Here is a 25,655-nt window from a genome sequence, read left to right as displayed (position 1 = left end):
ATGGTCGAGAAACATGTGGGCAACAGAACTCTAGATTGTCAACGACTCCGCTCGGCCGGAACCGGCCTCACGCGGGCAAGTCATGGGACGGTGTTATCCGAACAGGTCGACCGTCCTGAAACCGTTCGCTTCCAGTCGTTCGGCCAGGACGCGGCGGTGGCATCGCTCCGGGTCGCGCTCGAAGCAGAGGAGGCAGGTCGGCGCCCGCGAGGCGACCTCGCACAGGGCGGCGAGGGCGAGCCCGCCATCGGCGGTGTCGAGCACCTCTTCGCAGTAGATCCGGCGCATCAGCGCGGCATCATGGGCCCTCGCAGCCTCTCTCCCGGCCTTCGGCGTGCCGAGTTCCCGCGCATGCGCATAGGTGAGGCCCGCCTCTTCCAGGCTCGTCTTCAGCGCGTTCTTCGAGAAGCCCCGCTTGCGCGAATTGGCCACCGCGCGAACGTCGGCCAGCGTCGCGATGCCGGCATCCTTCAAAGTCGCCACGAAACGCTCGGAATCCAACCCTTCGTAACCGATGGTGAACAAAACCTTGTCCAGAGTCCCCTCCCCTCGAAATGCCTGATCGGCTCGGGACTTAGCATCCGCGACCTTCCTGCGGCGAAAGCGCCTGAATCCACCCTATGTGGCTCGTCCGCAACGAGTTCCGGAATTCCGCCGCATTGCCGTCAAAGCTCTGTTAACCGCACGGGGCCATCCCTTACCCATGAGTGTAGCGCGTGAGAACGGTGGACCGGGCATCAATGTCGCTTGAGAACGGGATCGCCCCGACAGACTTGGCCGTGATGCCACGCAACGCCGCGATGCGCTGGGCCAAACGCTCGCTGACCGCCGCCCTGCTCGCGACGCTCGCGGCCTGCGCCGGCAACCAGAGCGACTTCTATCCCACAAAGGGTGACGTGAAGCCCCATCCGGGGGTCGCGCGTGCCAAGCAGCACCCGATCCAGGGCATCGACATCTCGAAATGGCAGGGGCCGATCGACTGGGCCTCGGTGCGCGGAGCCGGCACGCAGTTCGCCTTCATCAAGGCGACGGAGGGCGGCGACCACGTGGACGAACGCTTCCGCGCCAATTGGGAGGGAGCCGCCAAGGCCGGCGTGCCGCGCGGAGCCTACCATTTCGTGTTCTGGTGCCGCTCGGCCCAGGATCAGGTGGAGTGGTTCAAGAAGAACGTCCCCAACGATCCCACCGCCCTGCCCCCCGTCCTCGACGTGGAATGGAACGGCCATTCGCAGCTCTGCCCGAAGAAGCTGCCGAAGGCCCAGGCGCTGGCGATGATGCGCTACATGCTCGACGAGATGGAGCGCTACACCGGCAAGCGGCCGATCATCTATACCGACATCACCTTCCATAAGGACGTGCTCGAGGACGAGTTGCTCGACTATCCGCACTGGGTTCGCTCCACGGCGGCCGAGCCCGAGCAGCGCTTCGCCAAGCGGAAGTGGATGCTGTGGCAGTTCACCTCCACGGGCCGGGTTCCCGGCGTGCGCGGTGACGTGGACCGGAACGCGTTCTACGGCACCACCGCGGAATGGGCCTCCTTCCTGGCTACGGATTGCGATCCGCGCGAACACAACCGACTCTCCGGGCAGGGTCTCTGCAACGGGAAGTAGGCGAAGAACCGGGAAGTCGGGGGACGTGCCACTGAGCGCCGCCTAGGGAGCGGCGCTCATCACGCTGGTGAGGACGGTGCCGTAATGGCAGGCCGTGGCGGCGAGGACGAAGGCGTGCCAGATCGCGTTCTGGTACGGCAGGCTGCGCCAGACGTGGAAGATGACGCCGGCCGAGTAGAGCACGCCGCCGATCGCCAGAAGCCAGAGCGCCTCGGGGTTTAGCGCGCCGATCACCGATTCGTAGGTGGCGACGCCGCTCCATCCGAGGAGGAGATAGAGGCCGATGGCGGCCCGGTCGAAACGGCCGGGCATGAGAAGCTTCAGGGCGATGCCGATTCCCGCCAGGACCCAGATGAAGGCGAGCAGCATCCAGGCCGTCGATCCGCGCCCGACCAGGGCGACGAGAGGCGTGTAGGTGCCCGCGATCATCAGGTAGATGAGGGCGTGGTCGGCTCGGCGCAGGATCCACTTGCGGCGCCCTACGGGCCACATGTTGTAGGTGGCCGAGACACCGAGCATCGACACCAGGGCGGCGGCATAGACCGCGACGGCCGCCCGCTCGGTCCAATCCAGCGGAGCCATCGCCGCCAGGATGACGATGGCGATCGAGCCCGCCACACCGAACGCGATGCCGGCGATATGCACGGCGGCATCCGCCATCAGCTCCCGGCGGGTGTAGTTCCAGGTCAGTCCGATGGGTCTACCGTCCTCAGCCAGGAACATCGCTGACTCCGAACTTTCCTAACCTAAGCTTAAGCACCGAAGGGGCGGACTCGTTCCCTATTCGAACTGCGTAGGCGGCGAGCATCGTGAACCGCCGCCTACCTGATTCCTGCATATTTTCCCGGTGGGAGGATTCCTAGAAGGAGAAGGTCGTGAAGCGGCTCGCGAGGACGACGGCCCAGGCCGCTCCGAGAAGTCCCGTGAGGCCGACGACGACCTTCCGGGTCCGCGCGTGGCTCGTCCCCTCCACGTCGGCACCTTCGCGTACCATCTGGTCGCGCTCAACGAGTACCTGCTCTTCCGACACGAGGCGTTGGTCGTGCATGCTGGACGGCCTTTCGGTTGTGGCGTGACGCTGCCGGGCCCCGCTCTCACGGCGCCATCGACACATCGGCTAACGGCACAACCCCAAGCTTAGTTTCGCTGCAACGCAACAAAAATGGCCGAGGGGGACGCTCGCCGATGGTGGCTGGCAGGGTGCAAGCATCCGGCCAATCCGCCTTTTCCTATCCTGCATCGCGGTGAAACGGTCTGTGCGATGCAGCAGCCTTCGCTCTGCAAACGTCCGGAAACAGGGTCGGGTCAGGTCCCCATCGTTCGCGAGTGAGAGGCCGGCGCGCCGAGCCGTCCGGCCTCCGCTACGACGCGTTCCGCGAGGGCCTAAGCGCCTCGGCCCGTCATGCCCTCGAAGCCGAAGGCGGTGGTCGCGCCGGCGGGAGATGCCAGGGTGCGCCGGGTTGCGCCGCGGCTCAGCCGTGCATGCACCGTCGCCATCATCAGGACCGCCATGGCGAAGACCTGATGGGCGAGGCCCGCCCAGAGCGGCACCGCCAGCAGGAGAGTGACGATGCCCAGTCCCGCCTGTGCCGCGGTCAGGCCCGCGATGCCGATGGCGCGGCGGGCCGTGCCACTCCCGGGAAGCCGCCTGCTTGCATCGACGGCATGGAACAGCGCTGCCGCCAGAAGGAGATAAGCCATCAGGCGGTGGTTGAACTGAACCAGGGTGACGTTGTCGACGAAGTTCTCGATCCACGGGCTGACGGCGAACAGTTCGGAGGCATTCGGCACCAGAACGCCGTCCATGTCGGGCCAGGTATTGTGCACGAGCCCGGCCTTCGACCCGGCGACGAGACCGCCGAGGCCGATCTGGACCAGGACGAGGACCGGCAGCAGGGCTGCAATGATCCTCAGGCGACCCGGTGCCGGCTCCGACGGGCCGGACCGCAACCCGGCCGCCAGCCAGACGAGGCCGGCCAGGATAAGGCTCGCCGTGGTCAGGTGCAGGGCGAGCTTCAGGGGCGCCACCGCCGTCATCCCCGGCTGGAGACCGGAGGCGACCATGATCCAGCCGATGGCGCCCTGAAGACCGCCGAGGGCGCCAAGGGCGAGGAGCCCGTATCCGAGGCGCCGGTCGACGAGGCCGCGCCACCAGAACACCAGGAGCGGGAGGAAGAAGGCGAGCCCGAGGATGCGCCCGAGCAGGCGGTGGCCCCATTCCCAGGCATAGATGACCTTGAAGTCCGACAACCCCATGCCCTGGTTGAGGATACGGTATTGCGGCGTGTCCTTGTACTTGTCGAACTCGGCCGCCCAGGCCTGTTCGGAGACCGGAGGGACCACGCCCGTCACCGGCCGCCATTCGGTGATCGACAAGCCCGATCCGGTCAGGCGGGTGGCGCCGCCGACGGCGACCATGGCCACGACGAGGATCGCCAGGGTGTAGAGCCAGACGCGGACCGGGTTCGTGGAACGGACCGGTGCGGTCGAGGTGGTTTCGCGTGTAGGCATCGCGGTAGGGGCTCGCGTGGTGTCGGGATCGGCGCGGGTGTCCCGTGCCTGCGCCCCTGCGTTACGCATGCGCGGCCACGGGGGCAACGGCGCCGAGGGCCGCAGAGGGCTTGGGCCGCAGAAGGCTTGGATGCGGCGCGAGCGGCAATTGCCTTGCCGGGGCGGTCGGCCTAACCCCGGCGGACCGATTGCACGACAGTCGATGGACGTCACCGCCGGACTTCCCTGCCGGGGAGAAGGCCCATGCCAGGAGAGCGCCCATGCGCCGCCGCACCCGCACGCTGCTCGGCACGATCGGCATGCTCGCCTTCGTGGCGCTCTATGCGCCCCTCGCCATGGCGCTGGCCGACAGCCGCATCTCGCAGACGCCTCCGGCCGTGCAGGCCATCCTCTACGCCTTCCTCGGCATCGCCTGGATCTTCCCCCTGATGCCGCTGATCCGCTGGATGGAGCGAAAGGATGTCGATGGCGGGCGCTGAACCCTAAGCAGGTTTAGCAAAAGTGGTCACCGGTTTTGCGTCCTGAAACATGTGACACTTCAATAACTTAAGCGAGGTGAGGCGTTGACTTGCCAATGCGAGCCCGCTGAGGATTTCCCCCGACGCCGGGATTTCGCCGCACTCGACAGCCACAGGCTTGGGCAAGCTTCGACGTTTCGTCAGATCCAGGCCAAGATCCTCCGCCCCATGAACCGATTCCTCGCGTCTTTCCTGCTCGTAGGCTTCGGCTGCGCCGCTCTTCCGGCTCTCGGCACGCCAGCCTCGGCACAGAATGCGCCCCGCTCGATGGCGGAATGCGAGCGCCTCAAGAACGACCTCGCCTACAATCAGTGCCTCGCGATGTTCGGGCCGGCCGCCAAGAATGTCGGCGGCGGGGGCGGGGGCAGCGACGGTGGATCGGCCTCCTCGTCCGTCGCGACGGCGCTCGCCGCCGTCCCGCCGGTCAGCACCGAATCGCTCCCCATGGCCGACGAGCCGGCGCAGGAGACCCGCAAGGGCCAGCGCGGCAGGCGCGGACGCTACACCCGCCAGGGCCGCCAGAGCGCCAGCTTCACCGTCGGGGGAAGCGAGAGCCGCTCGTCCTATCGCCGCCGCCGGCGGCATTGACCGGCACCGCGCGGGACTGACCCGACCGGGCTCAGTCGATCGGTCTTACTCGACATTGAGCCGCCGCCCGCGATTCCAGGCGAGGAACGGGACACCCGATAGCAGCGCGGAGAGCGCCGCCCTCGACTGATGCAACCCGTTCACCGAAACCCTCGGCAGGGCGTGGAGATGGTCGGCATGGCCGGGGAAGAGATGGCCGGGGCGGGTCGTCACGGCCGTGTCGAAACCGGTCTCGCGGGCGATGCCGAATTCCCGCATCCCGGCCGAGGTCGGATCCCCCACCGGATAGGACAGGTGCCTGACCGGCCGGCCGATCTCCCGCTCGATCCGTGCCCTGCCCTCCCCGATCTCCCGGCGGACCCGTGCCTCGCCGTGCTTCGCCAGCATCGGATGGGTGATGGTATGGGCCCCGATGGTCAGAAGCGGATCGGATGCGAGGCCGCGCAGCTCCTCCCATGACAGGCAGAGCTCCTCCGCCATACGCCCGACCCCGATGCCGGCCTCGTCGCAGAGAACGGCGATGGTGGCGAGCAGGCGCTCCTCCGATCCTGCGCGCAGGCGGCGGTAGAGCGCGGCGAAGGCCGCCGTCTTCTCCTCCGCCGTGGCGGCGGGCAGATCGAGGGCCGGCGCCTCGTCGGCAGGAACCCGCACCCGGTCGAGACGGCCGATCGCCCGTTCGAGTTCGATCCACCACAGGCGCCCCCTCCCCTCGGCGAAGTCACTCGTGACGAAGAGCGTCCAGGGAACGCGATGCCGTCTCAGGAGGGGAACGGCGTACCGGGCGTTGTCGCGATAGCCGTCGTCGAAGGTCAGGACGACGAAGGGCCTGTCCCCGGCGGGCCGGACGAGCCTCTCGGCCACGGAATCGAGGCCGATCACGTCGAACCCCCGCGAGACCAGCGTGCCCAGCACCGCGTCGAGGAAATCCGGCGTGATCGAGAGCAGGCCGTTGGGGGCATAGGCCCCCGCGGGGGCCGGGTCGACATGGTGGAAGGTGAGGATCAGACCGTGCCCTTGCGCGACGCGCTTCAGCCAACGGTCGGCCCCGGAAGCCACGATGGCGCGAAACCCCGCATCGAACAGGCGGTGACGAAACTCGGCCGAGGGCATGGACGTCACCGGAGCGGAGGCGTGGCGGGGATGACTTTTCGATCCTGAACCCGCAAGGTTTCGTTACCCACATCGCACAATGATGGCTTGCCGTTTCCCATCGTCACCAGCGCTTAAGAGCCGGAGCGCTAGGTGCCGATGATGGGGAGGCGGTGATGAGGGTCCTTGTTCACGATCTCACCGGAGTCGGCATGATGCAGGAGCGCGTCCGCGGGCGGCTTGTTCCGGAGGTGTTTCGCGATCTGGCGAGCGTCGAGGCTCTGTGGCGGAGCGTCGAGAGCGATCCCGCCGCGCTGTCGACTCCCTATCAGCGATTCGACTGGGTCTCGGCCTTCGTCTCGGCGAAGCTCGGCTGCACCCCAGAGGAACAGGACGCCTCCCTACGGGTCATCGTGCTGCGCGATCCCGGCGGACGGCCCCGCGTGATCCTGCCGCTCCAGGTCGCGCGCGAACGCGGGGTCCGCGTGGCGCGGGTGATCGGCTGCAAGCACGCGAACTATCACATGCCGATGTTCGCCTCCCGCGAGGCCGCGTCCATGCGCGCCGAGGATCTCGTCGAGCTCCTGCGCCGGGTCGGGCGCGAGGCCGGTATCGACGTCTATCTCCTCGGGCATCAGCCGCGCTTCTGGGACGGCGCGGCCAATCCCTTGAGCCTCCATGCCGCGCCGGCCGTCAGCGACGCCTATGGCCTGATCCTCGGCCCCGACGCGGAGACCACCGCCAAGCGCGTCTTCAGCGCCGACGCGCGCAAGAAGATGCGCTCGAAGGAGAAGAAGCTGATCGAGGCCTTCGGCCCGGTGGAGTACCGCGTAGCCTCGAATGCCGATGAGGTGAGGACGTACCTCTCCGCCTTTTTCGCCCAGAAGGCCTCGCGCTTCGCCGCCATGAACATCGCCGACCCCTATGCCGACGAGGGGATACGCCGCTTCATCGCCACCGGCGCCTGCCGGCAGGACGATCCGAACGAGGTGCGGGGCGCGGCGATCGAGGTCGCCGCCCTGGTGTCGTGCAACACCGGGCAGGTCTTCGCGACCTTCGCCGGTGCGGTGAGCGAGACGCGCTACAGCGGCATGATGACCTCCTTCGACCAGACACCCACGGTGGGGCGGTCGAGTCCCGGTGACATCCTGCTGCACCACCTCATCCGCGATCAGACCGAACGGGGCCGCCGCAGCTTCGATCTCGGAGTCGGGGAGGCCCGCTACAAGGCCAATATCTGCGACGAGACGATCCAGCTCGGTGAAGTGACCATCGCCGTCACCCTGCGCGGCCATCTCTTCGCCATTCCAGCCATGGCCACCACCCGGCTCAAGCGCCGGATCAAGCGCAGCCAGCGCCTGGCGCGTCTGGCGAAGGCGGTTCGGAAGGCGCTCCACCGCCCGGCTCGCCACGGCAGCGCCGCCGGCGAGGCGAATCCTTAGAGGCATCGCCCAGGAACCCGGACGCGGCATCGGCGCTGGTCATCCGGGCCGAACCTGCGGCCGCGCGGCAGCAGCCCATCCGCAAGATGTCGGTCTTACGCCGCCGAAAGCCTGAGGCCGCTTCCCGGCTTCCCCCCGGCGGCACCCTCGCTCTCGGTCTGCTCACCGGCGACGAGGATCGTGCCGGCCCCCGCCCGTTCGGCCAGGCCGTGGAGCGAGACGAGTTCGGGATCTTCGGGGGACTTGTCGGACGCGATGACGATGGCGTTCATCCGGCCCGCCATGGCCTCCAGCAGGTCTTGGGCCTCCTGCGACAGGGCCTCGCCGAGGCGATAGACGACCCAGTCGTAGCTCTGGGCCAGGGCGTCCAGGGCGATGGCCAGCGCTTCCGGCTCGTCCGTGAGAATGTTGCAATCGACGAAACCGCGCGGGATGGCGTGGAGCCTGCGCACCGAGGCCACCGATCGGATCACGTCGAGGAAGGCAGCCTCACCCGCAACGAGGTCGGTGAGGCCGGCATCGTCCGACGGTGAGGCCGGGCCGTTGACGTCCACGATCAGAACGCGCCCGCCCGCCGCCAGGGCCTCCGCCAGGATCGCGGCGAGTTGCCGGTCGGCGGCCGTGTCGGTCTCCGCGACCAGGATGCTTCCGCCGTTGCGGCCGATCCGCTCGCGCAGGAGATGGATGAGGGCCTGGAGATCGTAGCTGGAGACGGGCGACCGGCCCGCCTCTTCGGCTGTTTCCTCACGCACCGGAATCGGCGCCAGTTCCGCGGCGGATGCGGGAACGGTGGTCATGGGCACGGCAACGCGGGCGGTCAGCGGCGCTTCGTAGAGGGAGGCGGCGGGACCGCTCCGCGACAGGGACACGGAGGCTTCCGGGAAGGTGAAGGGAGTGGGCTCGGTGGCCCGATCGTCCGGTCCGGTCCGGCGGCGGGTGTCGCCGGGATCGCGGAGAAGATGACGCGCCGCCACCCCGCCGCTGGACAGCAGCATCGCCATCACGAGGGCGAGGGCCACGATGGGCAGCTTCTTCGGGAAGGACGGGACCTGCGGCACCACGGCGCGGGAGACCACGCGGGCATCGGCGGGCGCTGCGCTCTCGGCATCGCGGGCCGAGGCCTCGCGATAGCGCGAGAGATAGGATTCGAGCTGGTCGCGCTGCGCCTTCGCCTCGCGCTCGAGGGCGCGAAGCTGGACCTCGCTGGAATTGCCCTTGGAGACGACTTCGCGCTGCGCGTCGACGGCGGCGTTCAGGCTGTCGACCCGGGCTTCGGCGATGCGGGCGTCGTTCTCCATCGTCCGCACCACCCGGTCGGCGGTGGCCTTGATCTGTGCGTCGAGGTCGCCGATCTGCGCCGTCAGCTCCTTGATGCGGGGATGAGCCGGCATCAGCGTCCGCGATTCGAGGGCGAGCTGCCCGCGCAGGGTGATGCGCTGCTCCACCGTGCGCCGGATGACCTCGTTGTTGGCCACGTCCGGGATTTCGAAGGCGCGGCCGTCCTTGATCATTTCGCGGATGAGCTTGGCCCGGCTCGTGAGATCGGCCTTGACCGTGCGGGCCTGGGACAGCTGGGTCGACAATTCGCTGAGTTGCTGGGTGCCCAGGGGTTGGCTGGTGGTGCCGCCGCCGCCGCTGATCAGGCCATTGCGGGCTCGGAAGGTCTCGACCTTCGCCTCGGCCTCGGAGACGCGGGTGCGCAGGGTGTCGATGTTGCCGCCGAGCCAGGTCGAGGCGTAGCGGGCGGTGTCCACCTTCGCCGATTCCAGGGAAGCGATGTAGAGTTCTGCGATGGTGTTGGCGGCCTTGGCCGCGAGTTCCGGATCGCGCGAGCGGAACTCGACCGTCAGGATGCGGGACTTGCCGGCCGGGTAGACCAGGAGCCGGTCGAAATAGGTCTCCAGCACCCGGTCCTCGGGCGCCCGCTCCATCGGGTTCTTGGTGAGCCCGATCATCATCAGGACGCGCTGGACCGGACCGATGCCGTCGACCTCGGGATCGAATTCGGCATTGCCCACGAGCTTCAGGCGGCGGATCGCCTCCCGGGCGATATCGCGGGACATCACCACTTGGACCTGGCTCGCCACCGCCTGTTCGTCGATGGCCAGGGGCTGTTCGCCGCGTTCCTGGGCGGTGCGGGCGAAGCTCGCGTCGCGGCTCTCCAGCAGGATCTTGGCCTCGCCGGTGTAGCGGGGCGGAACGACCTGCACGAAAACGATGGCCCCGATTCCCGCCGCCACGGTGGGAAGGACGATCCAGCGCCAGGACCGCGCCAGGACTCCGAACAGCTGGGACAAGCCGAGCCCCTCGTCACGCTGGGGGATCGGCTCGATCGTGGAAACGGGCTGCTGCGAGCGAGGCATGAGAGGATCTTTACGCAAAGCAGGACGCCGCATCGGGCGCCTCCCGGAAGACTAGAACTCGTTAAGATTGATCGTCGGTTAAGATCGGCCACAACGCATCGCATTCCCTCCGCGATATCAGTTTTTGTTAACCATATGATCCTACAAATAGAGGCAGAAACTTGCTCTTAGCGGCTTGGATGATGAACCGGCGCTCCCTTCTCCTCGCTCTCACCTCCACTCTGGCACTGGGCGGATGCCTGCGTCCCGACTTCCGGACCGCGCAGCTCGACGCCACCGCCACCGGATCGATCGGCGGGCGCTATACGCTCGCCACCGGCGACCGGCTGCGCGTCATCGTCTTCGGCCAGGACAACCTGTCCAACATCTATGCGATCGACGGATCCGGCGGCATCGCCATGCCGCTCATCGGTCTCGTGAAGGTGGGAGGGCAATCGACGGCCCAGGCCGCACGGACCATCGAGGCCAAGCTCGCGGCGGGCTTCGTGCGCGAGCCGCATGTCACCGTGGAGGTGGATGCCTATCGTCCGTTCTACATCCTCGGCGAGGTCACGACCTCGGGGCAATATCCCTACGTCAACGGCATGGCCGTCGAGACGGCGGTGGCGATCGCGGCGGGCTTCGGACCGCGGGCGGCCCGCGACTACGCCGTCCTCACCCGCGAGGGGCCGAACGGCCTCGTCTCGGGCATCGTCCCGATGACCTATCTGGTGAGGCCCGGCGACACGATCGTCATCAAGGAGCGCTTCTTCTGAGGACGTCTCGTCTTCGATACGTCGTCGATCGACGAAGGCCCTGATCCATCGGATCCGGGCCTTCGTCGTTTCTTGCCCGGTCAGACGATGTCGAGATAATTCATGCTCGCAGCGCTGGCGGCATTGTTAATCACGACCACCGTGTCGAACATGTGGTCGGCGTTCTGGTCGGAAAGCAGGTAACCCGTCTTCGACGAGGCGTTGTAGAGGAACAGGTGCGTCATGTCGTCGTTCTTCAGGACGCCGTCATAGCGCGCATACGCCATCTCGGCGGAGGTAGCCGCGGTCCTGGTCTCGAAATAGTTGTCTCGCGTGCCGGCATATTTGAGGTCGATGCTGTCGTAGGTCGAATTCCAGTCCAGGATCGTATCCGAGCGTGAGATCGCGCCCGGGGTTTTGTCCAGTGTGAAGACGAACGTGTCGAGTCCCTTGCCACCGCCGCCGGACAGGAGGTCCTTGTCGGCGCCGCCATTCAGGATATCGGATCCTGCCCCACCCAGAAGATAGTCCGTTCCCTTGCCGCTGGTGAGAACGTCATCGCCATCCTGCCCCAGGAGCGTGTCGTTGCCGGAGCCGGCATCCAGCTTGTCATTGCCGTTCCCGCCTTCAAGCCGGTCGTTTCCATAACGCCCCATAAGCTTGTCGTTGCCGCCATAGAGTTTATCGTTGCCGACATAGTCGCTGTCGGAACCGTTTCCGCCGTCGAGGCTGTCGTCTCCCCCGCCCCCATAAAGCCTGTCGTTGCCGTCATACCCGATCAGGGAGTCGTTCCCGTTCGAGCCTGTGATCAAATCTTTTCCACCAAAGATCAGCTCTCGGTTTTCTTCGACGGAATTGAGCAATATATCAGAAAAAAATCGACACTCAGGCCTGTGATTTTATAGCCCCCGCTGACATATTCGTCATAATATTCGCAATCCCCCCGTTTCTTCATCATAATATTCTTTATAGTCAATAAAATATGCCGTATACTATATTTGAGCGACCAACCCTTTAGCGATAAAACCGCCCTCGTCGTAAGTAAAGTTTGAACAATAGTACTCAATTAAATCACCCCCTTCGAATTACTCATATCCGATGCTCAGATAACTATCTTCATAGTAAAGATATTCATAAAAATAATACTCGCCTGTACCGTAGATGCCCTCCATATTAAGGGTACCGTATGCGTTGAGCTCTGCCATGTGGGGTTCTCTCTGTCATGGGCTCATCGATCAATGGGCGAAGGCGGGGCCGATCCCGATTGCCGATTGTGGGGGCAATGATCGAGAAGACAGGACGACCCCGCCAAACGAGGAACGGGGGCACCGGATCGATGCCCCCGTTCTTCCGTGTCGCGTTCGGCGCTTACAGGATGAAGTCACCCGCATCGATGGCGGGCCGTCCGGCAATTCTGATCTCGAACTCGGCGGAGGCGTCCTTGTCGACGCTGCCTTCGATCACCGTATAGATGCCGTCACGGGACAAGCGGACCTGACCTGCACCGGTGAACCGCGCACCCTCGATATAGGTGAATGTCTCATTCGTCGTCGTCGAGGAAGCTACGGCGTCAATGATCGACAGATCGATCAGGTCACCGTCTGCAACGCGGAAATCGAGGATGGTATCGCTGGAAAAACCGCTGGAGGTCGCGCGATCGAAGACGAAGCTATCCGCACCTCCGCCACCTAAGAGGGTGTCCTCGCCGAGATTGCCGAACAGCCTGTCGGCGCCGTCGCCACCGCGCAGGATGTCGCTGCCGCCACCGCCATAGAGCGTGTCGTCGCCGGCACCGCCGTAGAGCAGATCGCTTCCGCCATCCGCCTCGGTGACGGCCTTGGTCGTGGCGCCTCCGTAAAGGATGTCACTCCCCTCTTCGCCGAACAGGCGATCGCCACCCTCTCCACCCTTGAGGGTATCGTTGCCGCCGCCGCCGAAGAGATCATCCGTGCTCGTCTTGCCCGTGACGCTGTTGTTCGCGGTCGATGCATTGAACACGAACGAGCTCACATCGAGTTCGTCGGGGGAAGCTCCGGCGATCACGAGGCGCTGGGCATATCCGTTGCTCGTGATCTCGATGACGGCATTGCCGTCCTCGTCGATGCTGAGGATCTCATCGAGCGCCTCGATCGACCCGATGCCGAAGGCCGACAGGTCGATCCGGTCGCCATGGGCCGTATTGGTCTCGCTATCGAAGCTCGGCGCCTCGAAGTCGAAGATCGTGTCGGTCTCCGATGCCGTCAGCTTCCGCATGACGAAGGTGTCATCGCCGGCGCCGCCATAGAGGGAGTCGTCGCCGTTCTGGCCGAAGAGCTTGTCGGCGCCGTCGCCGCCACGCAGGACGTCGTTGCCCCCGCCCCCATAGAGCGAGTCGTCGCCTGTGCCGCCGATGAGGATGTCGTCGCCGTCATAGAGTGACTTGTCCGCGACTGTCGTCCCGACGCCGCCCTGCAGGATGTCGTTGCCATCCTCACCATAGAGCCGGTCGTTGGCGTCGCCACCGGTCAGCGTATCGTTGCCGAGGGCACCGAACAGGTCGTCGTCATAATCCGATCCAGTGATGCGCTCGCTCTGGACCACAAGATCGAAGACGAAGTTGCTTGCCCCGAGTGTAGACCGATCGACGTTGGCCAGGATCAGGTCGGTGGAGATGCCGTCGCCTTCGATGGACAGCACGGTGTCGCCATCGGAATTGACGCTGAGAAGATCGTTGACCGTCGCCATCGACGAGATGTTGAACGCACGTAGGTCGATCTTGTCGCTCGCCACGTCGAAATCCCGGACGATATCGGTCTCGCCGTATTCGTGTGGCGCATAGACGACGGTATCAGAACCGGAACCGGTAACGAGCTTGTCGTCGTCGCTGCCGCCATCGAGGACGTCGTCACCGGAACCGCCGTTTAGACGATCGTAACCACCATTCCCGAAGAGCCGGTCATTCCCGACGCCACCGACCAGAAGATCGGCGGAATACGCTTCCGTGGCCTCGTCGGCATCGCCGATCAGCGTGTCGTTGCCGGCCTCGCCGAACAAGCGGTCGCTGCCCTCCAGGCCCGTCAGCGTGTCGTTGCCGAGCCCGCCGAACAGATCGTCGCTCGATGAGGTTCCGTCCAGGACATCGTCGGCCGCGACGTTTGACAGCACGAAGTTCGAGGCGCTGAGCCGGAAGGGAGCGACTCCGAGGAACGTCGTCTGCTCCACGTAGGAACCGAATGTGTACGACAGCGTCGCATCGCCACTACCGGTGGATGTCAGCAGGTGCCGAATCGTATCGAACGACGAGATATTCAGCGACGACACATCGATACGGTCGAATGCCCGCGAGAAATCGAGCACCGTGTCGTAATTGGAGTAATAAGACTCCCCATCCGCAAAACGCTCGATGACGACGACGTCATTTCCGTCACCAGTCAAGAGAGTGTCGCCACCGTCGCCGCCGGTGAGCCTGTCATTGCCCGTTCCACCGACAAGCAGGTCGTCGCCTACGCCCCCGAATAGCTTGTCATCGCCGGCCCCTCCATCGAGATAGTCGTCACCGTCATCATCATCCTCCGGAGCAACGATGACAGATGTTCCTCCGTAGATGGTGTCATTGCCACCATTCCCATAGATTTCGTCCCCATAGCCGAAACCTTTTATGACATCTGCCGATGAAGAACCATTCAACAGATCAGAATATTGAGTTCCGTTTATCGAAGACATAGGGTTAACCGATCCAATTAAATACAGAATTAAAACATCAATATAACCATATCCGCTGATAAACTAAATACGAATCGGGTATATTGCTTGTCAAAATGTCTATGAAGCGGCCCAAATATTGGCAACCCCCATTTGAGGTAGGAAGCCGCAATAAACGGAGAACTCAGTATTTCTCGCGAGGTGTCCGGCGGTCGAGGTGAGGCCAAGCAGCGGGCGGGGTGGGCCCACCGGCCTGCGGCAAGACGGCACGTATCGGGTGTTCCTATTGCCCCAGCGGGCTTCTCCATGCCTAGGCCAGCGCAGGGCTTCGGCGACGGTGCGTTAGGGGCTGCCTAACCGAACGGAAGGTTTCAGGGCGTTCGCCGGCCCGAATCGAGGCCAAGGCGGATGGCCCTTAACGATCGCACCATCTCTGGGGACCAGTGTCCGTCGACATCGTACCGCCATTCGGCTGGAATGGTCGTCGCGTGGAGCTTGTCCGTCGTGAGTGCGTCCGCCTCCGTTCTGCCCGTCAGCCCCGCCAGCAGCGCGGGCGAGGCCGTCCATCGCATCCTGCACGTGTTCCGTGCGCCGGTGGGAGGGCTGTTCCGCCACGTCTGCGACCTGATCAGGATCCAGTCCGCCGCCGGGCACGAAATCGGGCTCGTCTGCGATGCGTCCACCGGCGGCGAGCGTGCGGTCCAGGCTCTGAACGAGCTCCTGCCCCATCTCGCGCTCGGCATCGTCCGGGTTCCCATGCGGCGCAACCCGCATCTTTCGGACATCGGGGTGGTCCGGGCGGTCGCGAGGCGGGCCGCGGAGATCCGCGCCACGATCCTGCACGGACATGGCGCCAAGGGTGGCGCCTATGCGCGCATCGCCCGCCTGCCAGCGGGCGTAGCCTCGCCGATCAGGGCCTATACCCCCCATGGCGGCAGCTACAATTACAAGCCCGGCACGCTGCGCCACCGCCTGTATATGGGGGTCGAGCGCCTGCTCGCGACGCGGACCGACGTGTTCCTGTTCGAGAGCGAATATGTCGCCGGTCGGCATGGCCGCTTCGTGGGGAGCAGACCCCATACCGTGCGGATCGTCCATAACGGCATCGACGAGGTGGAGTTCGCACCGGTCCTGCACCGGGCGGACGCCTACGACCTCCTCTATATCGGCGAGTTGCGCGAGGCGAAGGGCATCCCGGTCCTGCTCGACACCCTGGTGGCGCTCCGCGCCGAGGGGCGCCCCACCCGCCTGCTGATGGTCGGTTCCGGCCCGGATGAAGACCAGCTCGTGGAGCGGGCCCGGAAGCTCGGCCTATCGGGCGCGGTGGCGTTCGAGCCGCCCCAGCCGATCCGGATCGCCCTGGCGAAGGGACGGATCATGGTAGTCCCGTCGCTCGCCGAATCCCTGCCCTACGTGGTGCTGGAAGCCGCCGCCGCGCAGCAGCCCCTCGTCTCCACCAATGTCGGCGGCATCCCGGAAATCTTCGGAACGGCGGCAACGGATCTCGTCAGACCCGGGGATCCCGTTGCCCTCAAGAACGCCATTGTCCGCCTGCTCGACGAAGACACCGCCGAGGGCGCCGCCCGAGCCCGAGCTCTCAGTGACTCGGTGCGGGCACGCTTCTCCATGCGGCGGATGGGGGCGGATGTCCTGTCGGGCTACGCCGCCGCCCTGCTGCGGCGAGATAAATCGATGCACGAAGCATCGCCGCCTGCGATGAAGGAACCGCCACAGTGACGCTGACTTGCTCTTCGCCATGCTTTGGCGGCCAGAACCTCGTTAAACGTTCCGTGATGTCGGTCTGGCATCCTCTTCTATCGCATCGGCGGAAAGCTTGAACGAGAGCAAACGATGAGCGCCTTCGACGTTCGCGATCTTCTGAAGGCGGCGGGGCAACCCAGCCAGCCCAAAGCGGGAGATGCGTCCCAGTATGGCCCTGCCCCGTCGACCATTCCCCCCGCCGAAATCGGGGCGCCGCGCGATCATGGCGGCGTGCTGTCTCCCGTCGTGCTGTCGGGCAGCGTTCGGCTGGCGGATCTGCTCCTCATCGCCCTCTTCGGCTTTGCCGTGCATCGCGTTCAGATCGGCGGCACGGTCGGCCTGGGGTGGAGCTATTCCACGGCGATCCTGGCCGTGGCCGTGCTGGCGGTCGCGTCGTTCCAGATCTTCGGCAGTTACCGGATCGCCGCCTTCCGGACCTTCTTCAAACCGGCCTTGCGCCTGACCGCCGCCTGGTCGCTGACCTTCCTCGTCGTCGCCACGGCGATGGTCTTCGCCAAGGTCGCGGACCATTATTCCCGGATCTGGCTCGCGACGTTCTACGGCCTGGGGCTCGTCCTGCTCCTCGCAGGACGCTTCGCCCTCCTCCGCTTCGTCACGGCCCGCATGCTGCGCGGGCAGTTCGACAGGCGCACGGCCATCGTCGGCGGCGGTCCGCTGGCGGAAGAGCTCATCCGCTCCCTCGAGGCGGAAACCGAATCCGGCATCCGCATCGTCGGCGTCTTCGACGATCGGGGGGACAACCGGTCCTCCTCGGTCGTCGCCGGCTACCCGAAGCTCGGCACGGTGAGCGACCTCGTGGATTACGCGCGCTCGACCCGCCTCGACCTCGTGATCTTCACGCTTCCGATCGCGGCCGAGGATCGGCTGCTCCAGATGCTGGCCAAGCTCTGGGTCCTGCCCATCGACATCCGCCTCTCCGCCAAGGCGACGAAGCTCAAGCTGCGCCCGAGGGCCTATTCCTATCTTGGCTCCGTCCCGGTCCTCGACGTGTTCGACAAGCCGATGGCCGATTGGGACATCGTCACCAAGGCCATCTTCGATCGCGTCGTCGGCGCAGCCATGCTGGTCGTGCTGGCGCCGGTCATGCTCGGTCTGGCGTTCGCCGTCCGCGTCACCTCGCCGGGTCCGATCCTGTTCCGGCAGAAGCGTCTCGGCTTCAACAACGAGACGATCGAGGTCTACAAGTTCAGGTCGATGTATGCCGACCAGTCCGATTTCACCGCGTCGAAGCAGGTGACGCGCGGCGACCCTCGGGTCACGCCCCTCGGCCGCTTCATCCGCAGGACGTCGCTGGACGAGTTGCCGCAGCTGTTCAACGTCCTGAAGGGGGAACTGTCCCTGGTCGGGCCGCGCCCCCATGCGGTTCAGGCCAAGACCAGCACCACCCTCTACGACCAAGTGGTCGATGGGTATTTCGCCCGCCACAAGGTCAAGCCCGGCATCACCGGCTGGGCCCAGATCAACGGCTGGCGCGGCGAGACCGACACGGACGAGAAGATCCAGCGCCGCGTCGACCACGATCTCTACTACATCGAGAATTGGTCCATCCTGTTCGACGTGCAGATCATGCTGGCGACGCCTCTGTCCCTTGTCACCACCAAGAACGCCTATTGAACCCAGCCTCACCGCCCCTGACACATAGGTCAGGGGCAGTGAGGTCCGATGTGGGACCCAACCACGAAAGAGGCCGCCCCTCGCATCGCGAAGGGCGGCCTCTTTCCGTTCCTGCGCCGAAAGCCGGCGTGATCGGGCCTTCTGCTACGGCAGCGAGCCTGCCGCCTTCTTGGCCTCGGTCATCGTGTTCTCGCAGCCCTTGGCATCGCCGGCCGCTTCCTGCTTGCGCGCCTGCTCGATCAGGTGACGGGCGTGGTCGATGCTCTTGGCATTGGGAGTGGTCGAGGCGTCGGTGGGCTTTCCGCCGGGAGGCGCGTCGAGGCCCATCGACGGGTTGGTGGCGACCTTGCCGTCGGCCGAGGCGGTGCCGGTGACCGACACGGCGCCGGAACTGTTGAGGCGACGCTCGATCGTGGCGATCTGGTCGGAACAGGCCGAGGCGAAGGCCGGACCCGCAATGGCGGTGAAGACGAGGGCGGGCGCGAGGATGCGGATCAGCGGCGAGGCCGTAGTCGGCGAATGCGCCTTGGTCGAGGACGTCCTGGTCTCGCTGGGGGCCTTGGTCATGCGATGCTTTCCGATGATGTCGAACATGGCACGCCAACGCTCGAATCACCCCGCATGTTGCTGCGACATCGTCGAGCCGGGGCCGATCATCCCCTGACGGGACACTCCGCCGCACATGGTTATCGACAAAAAAGGCCACCGCTCCGTCTCCGGAGCGGTGGCCCAACGTAGGGGCTTGAGGGCGCCTACCAGAAGATGCGCATTCCGCCATAGGCCGCGATCGGCGCGCCGGGTGCCAGGCTTCGGTTGGAGCTGGCATTGGGCAGGGCCAGGATCGGAACCTCGCCGACCGGCGAGAAGGTGCCGAAGGTCGCGTAATTCGCGTTCAGCGCGTTCTCGACATAGCCGTAGACCTCCAGATTCTCGCTCACCCGGTAGCTCGTGTTGAACCCGATGACCGCGTAGTTGCCGGTGGTCTTGTTGAGGCTCGATTCGTCGCCGACGAGGAACTTGCCGGTGGCGACGCGGGCGAGCACGCCGACCTTCCATTCCGGCGTGACCATGTACTGGACACCGATCTTGACCTGATGCGGCGCGACGCCGGGAAGCTTGTCGCCGCGTCTCACGAAGATCTGGTTGGCTTCCGAATTGTCCGGCTGGGCCGGGTTCGGGGTGGCGAACGGGTTGCCGCCGGAGGCCAGGGTCAGCGGCGACTGGAAGGTTGCGTCGACGAAGGCGTAATCGACGAAGGCGTTCCAGACCGGGGTGGTGATGGTGAGACTCGCCTCGACGCCCTGGCGGCGGGTGGAACCGACATTCTGGAAATAGGCGCGGCCGATGGTGATGTCGGACGGCACGAAGGTGATGTCATCCTCGTTGCGGGCGCGGAAGACGCCGGCCTTCCAGCTCAGCACCCCAAGCTCGATCGGCGAGGGCAGCTTGCCGCGGAAACCCGCCTCGACCGTGCGCGAGATGACCTGCTTCAAGGGCGGATCGCCGACGAAGAAGTTGGTGAGCGAGCACGGGGCGAGCGGATCGGCGCAGGAGAGCTCGGCCGGGGTGGGCGCGCGGTTCGCCTCGACATACCCGCCATAGACGGTGAGGAAGTCGGGCACGATCTTGTAGCTCGCGCCGATGCCTGGGTTGAACCGCTGGAAGTAGTGGTTGCCGTTCAGCGCCGTGCCGAGCTGATCTTCCAGCACGATCTTGGCCATGTTGAAGCGGCCCTGCAGCGTCAGGGTCAGGCGGTCGGTCAGGTCCGTGTTGTTCGACAGGAAGATGCCGCCGTAATCGTTGCTCGACTTCACGCTCACCGGGGTGATCGAGTTGTCGTCGCTGCGCACGACAACGCCGGGCCCGTAGAAGCCGCGGTCGAAGGTCAGGCCGCCAACGGCATTGTCGGCGGTGAAGGCCGTGCGACCGCCATCGTACGAACCGCCGAGGACGAAGCGGTTGGGCAGGCCGAACAGCGTCTCACGCACGGTGGTCTGGACCGAGACACCGAAATTCTCGGTGTTGGTCCGGGTGGAATTGAGGAAGGCGTAGGGGCCGCCTTCGTCGAACCGCTCGGCGAAGGCCGGAAGCCGGGCGAAGTTCGCCGTGCGGATGCTGCTCGCCTGGACGCGGCGGTTCAACCGGTCGCGCAGGAAGAACTGTTCCTCGTTGGCGCCTTCCGAGCAGAGGAATCGCTCGTTCTCCTCGCAGCGCTCCACCTCGGCGGCGTCGCCATTGGCGGTGTTCTGCTCGAAGCGGCCGTAATAGGCGTTGCCGGAGAGGGTGACCGTGGGCGAGATGTCGTAGTTGCCCGAGATCCCGATCCGCCCGAAGGCGTTCAGCGTCTTGTCCGGATAGGTGAAGACTTCGCTGCGACGGAAATCGAGCAGGTCGACCGGCAGGGTACCGTTGCCGGTCAGGCTGTTGACCGCGCCCATGAAGTTGAGGTGGAACTCACCCTTCTCCGCCTGCACGCCGAGATCGCCGTAGAACTGGCGCAGACGCGAGGGCGAGTGCTTGCGCCATCCGTTCTCGGACAGCGCGGTGCCGGCGATGTAGAGGCCGACATTGTCCGAGCGCTGCCCGTGCTGGAACGAGCCGCCGAAGCGCCCGAACGAGCCGCCCGAGAGGTTCAATTCGGTGCCCTGATAGGTGAAGCCGTTCTTGAGCTGCACGCTCAGGGCGCCGCCGAGGGCGTTGAGGCCGTAGGCCGGGTTCGAGCCTTCGAGCTCGATGCGGTCGACGGCGATGTCGGGGATGAGGTCCCACTGCACGGTGTCGCCGAACGAGGTATTGAAGCGGTTGCCGTTCACGTAGACGGCGACGCCCTGCGGGCTTCCGCCCAGCGGCGAGGCTTCGAAGCCGCGATAGGTGATGGTCGGCTGGAAGGGGTTGCCCTGTGCGTTGTTGATGCTGATCGAGCCGATCCGCTCGTCGAGGGCGCGCAGCACACTCGGAGTGCCGACCCGGTTCACGTCAGCAGATGTCAGGACGCTGGTGTTCTGTGGAAGCTTGTCACGCTCCTGGCCGAGCAGGACGCCCTGGGCGCTGCGCACGCTCGCCGATGGGGTGGTGGCGACGACATCGAGCTCCTGCAGCGTCACGGCCTGCTGGCCGCCGACGATCGTGCCCTGCGCGTAGGCGACGCCCGGCAGCAGCGCTACCGAAACGAGGAGGCTGCTCCGCAGCGTCCGCTTCTTCATGTCCCAAGACCCTTCGGTTTCCACAGCGTGGCCGGTTTTCCCGGCTCGTTGATCAATGTTGCGGAGCGTATCGGGCTTGGACAATCCGGTGACGAGGGGTTTCACCGATTCTCATAAGGGTCTTACGGAGATGGTGTCTTCGCGTGACCTCCGCGCAACATAATTCACCTGAGAATTCAGAGGCTTCGGGACCAATAGGAACGACAAACGGGATCATTCGGCAATCTACGGTGCCGGAATGTTTTCGGTGAATTCTTGGATTGAGCAGGCCCCTCGAACGTGGCGGCCTCACGTCAGGCCGGACGAATCGAACGTGGTGGGACCCGCCCGGCCGCATGGATCGAAGACCGGGCCTGCGTGAACGTGACCCATGGGTCGGGCTTACGGAGAACCTCGTAGAAGACATGAAAAAGGCCCGCCGGGAGATTCGGCGGGCCTGACGAGGATGCGGGTTTGCGGGCGTCGAGGCCGTCGGGTCAGAGGCGCGCCTGGATCTTGCGGGCGACCTCGCCGAGCCGCTGTTCCAGCAGGGTCGGCACTTCACAGACATAATTGAGGGATTGGCTGCGCTCCTGGAAGATGCGCCGATCCCAGGCGAATTTCGTCTCCAGTTCCGAGGCCTCCTTGGGCATCTCGCGGGCGTCGTTGGCGCTCGGGCCGTCCTTCACCGCGCTGATCTGGTCGGCCTCCTGGCGGATGCGCTCGGCCATGCGCCGCTGTCCCTGGGCATAGCGCGCGATGCCGCCGATGACCCGGCTGCGCTCATTGTTGACGACCTCGAACACCCCGGCGAAGACCCGCGTCAGGCGCTTGGCCTTCTCGTCTCCGGCCTTGGCGACGAACTCGTCGAGCAGCGGATCGACCTCGCTCAGGTCGGTGCGGCGCGAGGCGATCTTCTGGGCGAGCGAGGCCGCCTCGTAATCGTCGCCCCACGGGCCGGCGGCCTCCAGATCCGGCCCCGTCCAGACGGTGCCGGGACTCAGGGTCGAGACCTTGCGCTGGACGCAAGGCCAGTCCGGGTCCGCCTTGGGCTGGGCGAGGGCCGGCCCACAGAGGAAAGCGCCGGCCGCCATGGCCAGCACGAATGTCCGCGAAAGAATCATGAATTGTCTCCGGCCGGTCCGCCGCGCCGGGCCATGATGCCGCGACCGGGATCGTAGGCGATGACGGCGAGGGTGAAGAAGGCGATGGTCGTGCCCAGGACGACGGCGCAGGCCACGGGTTCGAACTGCCCGTAGAGGGCGAAGCGCACGAGCTGGACGGCATGGGTGAAGGGATTGGCCATGCAGATCAGGTAGAGCGTCTCGCTCGATTCGCGGATGCGCCAGAGCGGGTAGAGGGCCGATGAAGCAAAGAACATCGGGAAGATCACGAAGTTCATCACGCTGGCGAAATTCTCGAGCTGCTTGACCATCGAGGACAGGAGCAGACCGATGGCGCCGAGCATCAACCCCGAGGCGATGAAGGCCGGCAGCGCCGCCACGTAACCGATGGCCGGGATGTCGAGCTCCCAGAACCAGGCGATGGCGAGGAAGGCATAGGCCTGGACCACCGAGACGGTGACGCCGGCGATCAGCTTGGCCAGCAGCAGCAGCCAGCGCGGATAGGGGCTCGTCAGCAGCACCTTCATCGAGCCGACCTCGCGGTCGTAGACCATGGAGAGCGAGGATTGCATGCCGTTGAACAGCTGGATCATCACGGCCAGCCCCGGCACCACGTAGACCTCGTAGAGGACGTAGGTCTGGTAGGGCGGCTCGATCGAGACCCCGAGCGTGTTGCGGAAGCCCGCCGCGAAGATGAACAGCCAGACCAGCGGCCGCACGAGCGCGGAGAAGAACCGCTCCTTCTGGTTGAAGAACCGCAGAAGCTCGCGACGGACGATGCCGCCCAAGCAAATCAGGTAGCCGACCGCGTCGAGGCGGCCGAGATGGGGCACCGGTTTTTCGGTGACGTTCGCAGCCGTCGAAACGGTGGTGGCGACGGTCTTCGTCATGCGGCCTGCCTCGGCGGTTCGGCGACGAGGCGCCGGAAGGCGGCTTCCAAAGTCTCGTCGCCTTCAGCGATGGACGCGGCCGTCCCCCGCGCGACGATGCGGCCCTTGTGAAGGACGACCGCGTCGTCGGCCCCGTCGATCTCCTCGAAGATATGGGTCGCCCAGAGGACCGACAGTCCCTCTTCCCGCACCAGGGCGCGGACGATGGCGACGATGTCGGCACGCGATTCGAGATCGAGCCCCACGGTGGGCTCGTCGAGGAGGAGGAGTTTCGGCTCATGCACCAGGGAGCGGGCGATTTCGATGCGCCGCGACTGGCCGCCGGAGAGGGTGCGCACCTTGTCGTCGCGCCGGTCGCTCAGGCCCACGCGGGCGAGCAGCGCCGCGATGCGGGCCTTCGCGGCCCGGCGCACGATGCCATGCAGGCTGGCATGGTAGAGGAGGTTCTGTTCGACGGTGAGGTCGGTATCGAGGGTCCGGGCCTGGAACACCACGCCGAGGCGGGCGAGCGCCCGGGACGGCTCGCGGTCGAGGCCGTGGCCGAAGATCGAGACCCGTCCGTCCTGGTTGGCGTAGAGCCGGGTGATCACCGAGAACAGGGTGGTCTTGCCGGCGCCGTTGGGGCCGAGCAGGGCCATGAACCGGCCCCGCTCCACCCGGATCGAGACGTCGGACAGGGCCGCGCGCGCGCCGAAGCGATGGCTCACGCCGGCCACGTCGAGGGCCGCACTCTCCCCTGCCCCGTCGCTCACGGCTTCATCGCCCGCTTGGCGTCACCGACGGCATCGAGGCATTCGTCGAACTCGCCCTCGCCCTGCTCGCGCTCGGCCACGCGGAGCGCCTTCTTGAGCTTCGGCGCCGCCGCCTCGGACGGCCCCTTGGCGAGGGCGTCCTTGATCATGGCGATGCCCTCGGCACAGGCGGCCTTGTCGTCGGCGAGCACCGGGCCGGCGGCGAAGAGGAGCGCGAATGTGGGGATGAGGAGACGCATGCGGAGGCCCTGCCTTACTTGACGATGAATTTGCCGGTCATGCCCTTGGATTCGAGTCCATGGATCGACCAGGGATATTCGCCCGGCTTGATCGTCACGAACTCGATGGCGATCTCGCCCGGATCGTCGAATTCGAGGTGGTCCGGTGGGCCGCTGCCGTGGATCTCGAGATGCTGGATCACGATCTGGTTGAACCAGATGTTGCGGAAGAATTCGGTGGCGTAGAACTTATATTCCTGCCGGCCCTTGGCGACGATGCGCAGGCGATAGGCCTTGCCGGATTCGAGTTCGATCTCCCGGTTCTCGACCACGAAATCGTTGCCCTCCTCATTGCCGAGGACGAGATCCGGCAGGGTGGAGCGCTTCTTCGTGAGATCGAGGGCCGAGGCCGGCCCGGTGGCGAGCAGGGCCGCCAGGGCGAGGGTGATCGTCCGCATCGTCCTCGTCATGTGATCGTCCTCCCGTTGGCCGCCTTGAGGCGGTCCGTCCTTCGGCATATCCGCGCGTCCCTCCTCCCCCTTGTGGGGAGGGGAAGTGCACCTCAATTCGGCGACACCGTCACCCCCCAGGGCAGCAATCCCACCGGGATGCTCTTGATCACCTTGTCCGCCTCCACATCCACCACCGAGACGTCGTTGGAGGAGCCGTTGGTGGAGAACAGAAACTTCTGGTCCGGGGTGAAGGCGAGCTGCCAGACCCGCTGTCCCACGGGCAGGTACTTCTGAACCTCGTAGGTCTTGGCGTCGATCACCGCGATGCGGTTGGCGGGGCCGAGCGCTGCGAAGGCCTTGGTCCCGTCCTTGGTGATGCGGATACCCACGGGCTGGATCGCCTCGTCGTTCACGCCCGGGATCTTGAAGGTGATCTTCTTGATGACCCGCCGCGCGGCGACGTCGATGATGCTGATCGTGCCGCCGACCTCGGCCGAGACCCAGAGGAACTTCCCGTCCGAGGTGAATTCGGCGAAGCGCGGCCGCGCATCCACCAGCACGTTATCGATCACCTGGAACGTGGTGGTGTCGATGAAATGCGCCATGTTGGTGGTCTCGGAGGTGTTCACCAGGATCTTGCCGTCCGGCGACAGACCCATTCCCTCCGGCTCCACACCGACGGGCACCTCGGCCAGGACCTTGTTCTTCTCGATGTCGATGACCGTGACCTGGCTGTCATCCTCGTTGGCGACGTAGAGCGGGTTGCCGCCGGGGCCGAGGATGAACTGCTCCGGATCGGGTCCGGAGCGGAGCGAGCGCACCACCTTGCCGGTGGCGGTGTCGAGCACGTCGATGCGGTCGTCGTCGCTGGCGCAGACGAACAGCTCCTTGCCGTCCTTGCTCGTCGTCACCCCGCGCGGGCGCCGACCGACCTTCCAGGTTCCGGTCACGGCCATCGTCGCCGTGTCGATGACGCTGACGGTGTTGCCCTTCTCGTTGGTCACGTAGACCGTGTAGGCCTGCGCGGTGGCGGTCAGAGCCATCGTCGCACCGACGAGGGCGGCCACACACACGCCTGCCTTGAAGCCGAGGCTCATTCCGTCTT

23 protein-coding genes are annotated in these 25,655 nt (G+C 65.6%); 7 read left to right on the top strand and 16 right to left on the bottom strand.

Annotated features, from left to right (window positions below):
• Positions 1–93: 93 nt before the first annotated feature.
• Positions 94–537, bottom strand: coding sequence for a DUF488 domain-containing protein (locus AC0IXR_RS07700; protein WP_461229830.1), 444 nt, complete (start codon positions 535–537; stop codon positions 94–96).
• 245 nt (positions 538–782) lie between these two features.
• On the opposite strand from AC0IXR_RS07700, the gene AC0IXR_RS07695 reads away from it, so the two are divergent.
• Positions 783–1,610, top strand: coding sequence for a glycoside hydrolase family 25 protein (locus AC0IXR_RS07695; protein WP_405030603.1), 828 nt, complete (start codon positions 783–785; stop codon positions 1,608–1,610).
• Between the two features lie 42 nt (positions 1,611–1,652).
• On the opposite strand, the gene trhA is transcribed toward AC0IXR_RS07695, so the two are convergent.
• The 3 genes from trhA to AC0IXR_RS07680 all read right to left on the bottom strand — a co-directional run bounded on the left by trhA (position 1,653) and on the right by AC0IXR_RS07680 (position 4,121).
• Positions 1,653–2,333, bottom strand: coding sequence for a PAQR family membrane homeostasis protein TrhA (trhA, locus tag AC0IXR_RS07690; RefSeq protein ID WP_056424305.1), 681 nt, complete (start codon positions 2,331–2,333; stop codon positions 1,653–1,655).
• A 136-nt stretch (positions 2,334–2,469) separates the two neighbouring features.
• Entirely contained in the window at positions 2,470–2,658 is a 189-nt protein-coding gene (locus AC0IXR_RS07685) for a hypothetical protein (protein ID WP_471760322.1), read from the bottom strand.
• A gap of 335 nt (positions 2,659–2,993) precedes the next feature.
• Positions 2,994–4,121 carry a COX15/CtaA family protein gene (locus AC0IXR_RS07680; protein ID WP_056424313.1) on the bottom strand — a complete coding sequence of 376 codons (1,128 nt, stop codon included), beginning with the start codon at positions 4,119–4,121 and terminating at the stop codon, positions 2,994–2,996.
• Between the two features lie 260 nt (positions 4,122–4,381).
• Between AC0IXR_RS07680 and AC0IXR_RS07675 the strand changes: the two genes are divergently transcribed.
• Together AC0IXR_RS07675 and AC0IXR_RS07670 are read left to right on the top strand one after the other, a co-directional pair.
• Complete coding sequence (locus AC0IXR_RS07675) at positions 4,382–4,600, top strand: DUF2842 domain-containing protein (RefSeq protein WP_207413099.1); 219 nt, start codon at positions 4,382–4,384, stop codon at positions 4,598–4,600.
• 207 nt (positions 4,601–4,807) lie between these two features.
• On the top strand, positions 4,808–5,227 hold the full coding sequence (locus tag AC0IXR_RS07670; RefSeq protein ID WP_207413100.1) for a hypothetical protein: 420 nt from the start codon (positions 4,808–4,810) through the stop codon (positions 5,225–5,227).
• Between the two features lie 45 nt (positions 5,228–5,272).
• On the opposite strand, the gene AC0IXR_RS07665 is transcribed toward AC0IXR_RS07670, so the two are convergent.
• A complete protein-coding gene (locus AC0IXR_RS07665) occupies positions 5,273–6,337 on the bottom strand; it encodes a polysaccharide deacetylase family protein (protein WP_471760321.1) in 1,065 nt (354 codons plus the stop codon).
• Positions 6,338–6,492: 155 nt separating this feature from the next.
• Here AC0IXR_RS07665 and AC0IXR_RS07660 point away from each other — a divergent pair, with 155 nt between their 5' ends.
• Positions 6,493–7,758, top strand: a complete 1,266-nt coding sequence (locus tag AC0IXR_RS07660) for a GNAT family N-acetyltransferase (RefSeq protein ID WP_471760320.1) — start codon at positions 6,493–6,495, stop codon at positions 7,756–7,758.
• A gap of 95 nt (positions 7,759–7,853) precedes the next feature.
• Here the strand turns inward: AC0IXR_RS07660 and AC0IXR_RS07655 are convergent, their stop codons facing one another.
• Complete coding sequence (locus AC0IXR_RS07655; protein WP_471760319.1) at positions 7,854–10,121, bottom strand: GumC family protein; 2,268 nt, start codon at positions 10,119–10,121, stop codon at positions 7,854–7,856.
• A gap of 182 nt (positions 10,122–10,303) precedes the next feature.
• Here AC0IXR_RS07655 and AC0IXR_RS07650 point away from each other — a divergent pair, with 182 nt between their 5' ends.
• Positions 10,304–10,876, top strand: a complete 573-nt coding sequence (locus tag AC0IXR_RS07650) for a polysaccharide biosynthesis/export family protein (RefSeq protein WP_056424329.1) — start codon at positions 10,304–10,306, stop codon at positions 10,874–10,876.
• Positions 10,877–10,956: 80 nt separating this feature from the next.
• On the opposite strand, the gene AC0IXR_RS07645 is transcribed toward AC0IXR_RS07650, so the two are convergent.
• The gene (locus tag AC0IXR_RS07645; RefSeq protein WP_471760318.1) at positions 10,957–11,718 is read right to left on the bottom strand and encodes a calcium-binding protein; all 762 of its coding nucleotides are present in this window, start codon (positions 11,716–11,718) and stop codon (positions 10,957–10,959) included.
• Between the two features lie 505 nt (positions 11,719–12,223).
• Positions 12,224–14,557, bottom strand: coding sequence for a calcium-binding protein (locus AC0IXR_RS07640; protein WP_471760317.1), 2,334 nt, complete (start codon positions 14,555–14,557; stop codon positions 12,224–12,226).
• Positions 14,558–15,013: 456 nt separating this feature from the next.
• Between AC0IXR_RS07640 and AC0IXR_RS07635 the strand changes: the two genes are divergently transcribed.
• Positions 15,014–16,273 carry a glycosyltransferase family 4 protein gene (locus tag AC0IXR_RS07635; protein WP_471760316.1) on the top strand — a complete coding sequence of 420 codons (1,260 nt, stop codon included), beginning with the start codon at positions 15,014–15,016 and terminating at the stop codon, positions 16,271–16,273.
• Between the two features lie 114 nt (positions 16,274–16,387).
• Positions 16,388–17,932 carry an undecaprenyl-phosphate glucose phosphotransferase gene (locus AC0IXR_RS07630; RefSeq protein WP_471760315.1) on the top strand — a complete coding sequence of 515 codons (1,545 nt, stop codon included), beginning with the start codon at positions 16,388–16,390 and terminating at the stop codon, positions 17,930–17,932.
• A gap of 144 nt (positions 17,933–18,076) precedes the next feature.
• On the opposite strand, the gene AC0IXR_RS07625 is transcribed toward AC0IXR_RS07630, so the two are convergent.
• The 8 genes from AC0IXR_RS07625 to AC0IXR_RS07590 form a co-directional block, all read right to left on the bottom strand.
• Positions 18,077–18,499: a hypothetical protein gene (locus tag AC0IXR_RS07625; RefSeq protein WP_244478121.1), complete on the bottom strand. Its 423-nt coding sequence runs from the start codon at positions 18,497–18,499 to the stop codon at positions 18,077–18,079.
• Positions 18,500–18,684: 185 nt separating this feature from the next.
• Positions 18,685–21,135: a TonB-dependent receptor gene (locus AC0IXR_RS07620; protein WP_471760314.1), complete on the bottom strand. Its 2,451-nt coding sequence runs from the start codon at positions 21,133–21,135 to the stop codon at positions 18,685–18,687.
• Positions 21,136–21,611: 476 nt separating this feature from the next.
• Positions 21,612–22,238, bottom strand: a complete 627-nt coding sequence (locus AC0IXR_RS07615) for a hypothetical protein (protein ID WP_311275165.1) — start codon at positions 22,236–22,238, stop codon at positions 21,612–21,614.
• Positions 22,235–23,128 carry an ABC transporter permease gene (locus AC0IXR_RS07610; protein ID WP_207413107.1) on the bottom strand — a complete coding sequence of 298 codons (894 nt, stop codon included), beginning with the start codon at positions 23,126–23,128 and terminating at the stop codon, positions 22,235–22,237. The genes AC0IXR_RS07615 and AC0IXR_RS07610 overlap by 4 nt, the downstream gene beginning before the upstream one ends.
• The gene (locus AC0IXR_RS07605) at positions 23,125–23,880 is read right to left on the bottom strand and encodes an ABC transporter ATP-binding protein (RefSeq protein WP_471760313.1); all 756 of its coding nucleotides are present in this window, start codon (positions 23,878–23,880) and stop codon (positions 23,125–23,127) included. The genes AC0IXR_RS07610 and AC0IXR_RS07605 overlap by 4 nt, the downstream gene beginning before the upstream one ends.
• On the bottom strand, positions 23,877–24,119 hold the full coding sequence (locus tag AC0IXR_RS07600) for a hypothetical protein (RefSeq protein ID WP_471760312.1): 243 nt from the start codon (positions 24,117–24,119) through the stop codon (positions 23,877–23,879). Before AC0IXR_RS07600 ends, AC0IXR_RS07605 begins: the two co-directional genes overlap by 4 nt.
• Before the next feature lie 14 nt (positions 24,120–24,133).
• The gene (locus tag AC0IXR_RS07595) at positions 24,134–24,568 is read right to left on the bottom strand and encodes a cupredoxin domain-containing protein (protein WP_207413108.1); all 435 of its coding nucleotides are present in this window, start codon (positions 24,566–24,568) and stop codon (positions 24,134–24,136) included.
• Positions 24,569–24,660: 92 nt separating this feature from the next.
• Positions 24,661–25,647, bottom strand: coding sequence for a YVTN family beta-propeller repeat protein (locus tag AC0IXR_RS07590; RefSeq protein ID WP_207413109.1), 987 nt, complete (start codon positions 25,645–25,647; stop codon positions 24,661–24,663).
• Between the last annotated feature and the right edge of the window lie 8 nt (positions 25,648–25,655).

The organism is Methylobacterium sp. AC832, from assembly GCF_979256025.1.
Note: the sequence above shows the minus strand (reverse complement) of the source record. Positions and strands in the feature narration are given on the sequence as shown.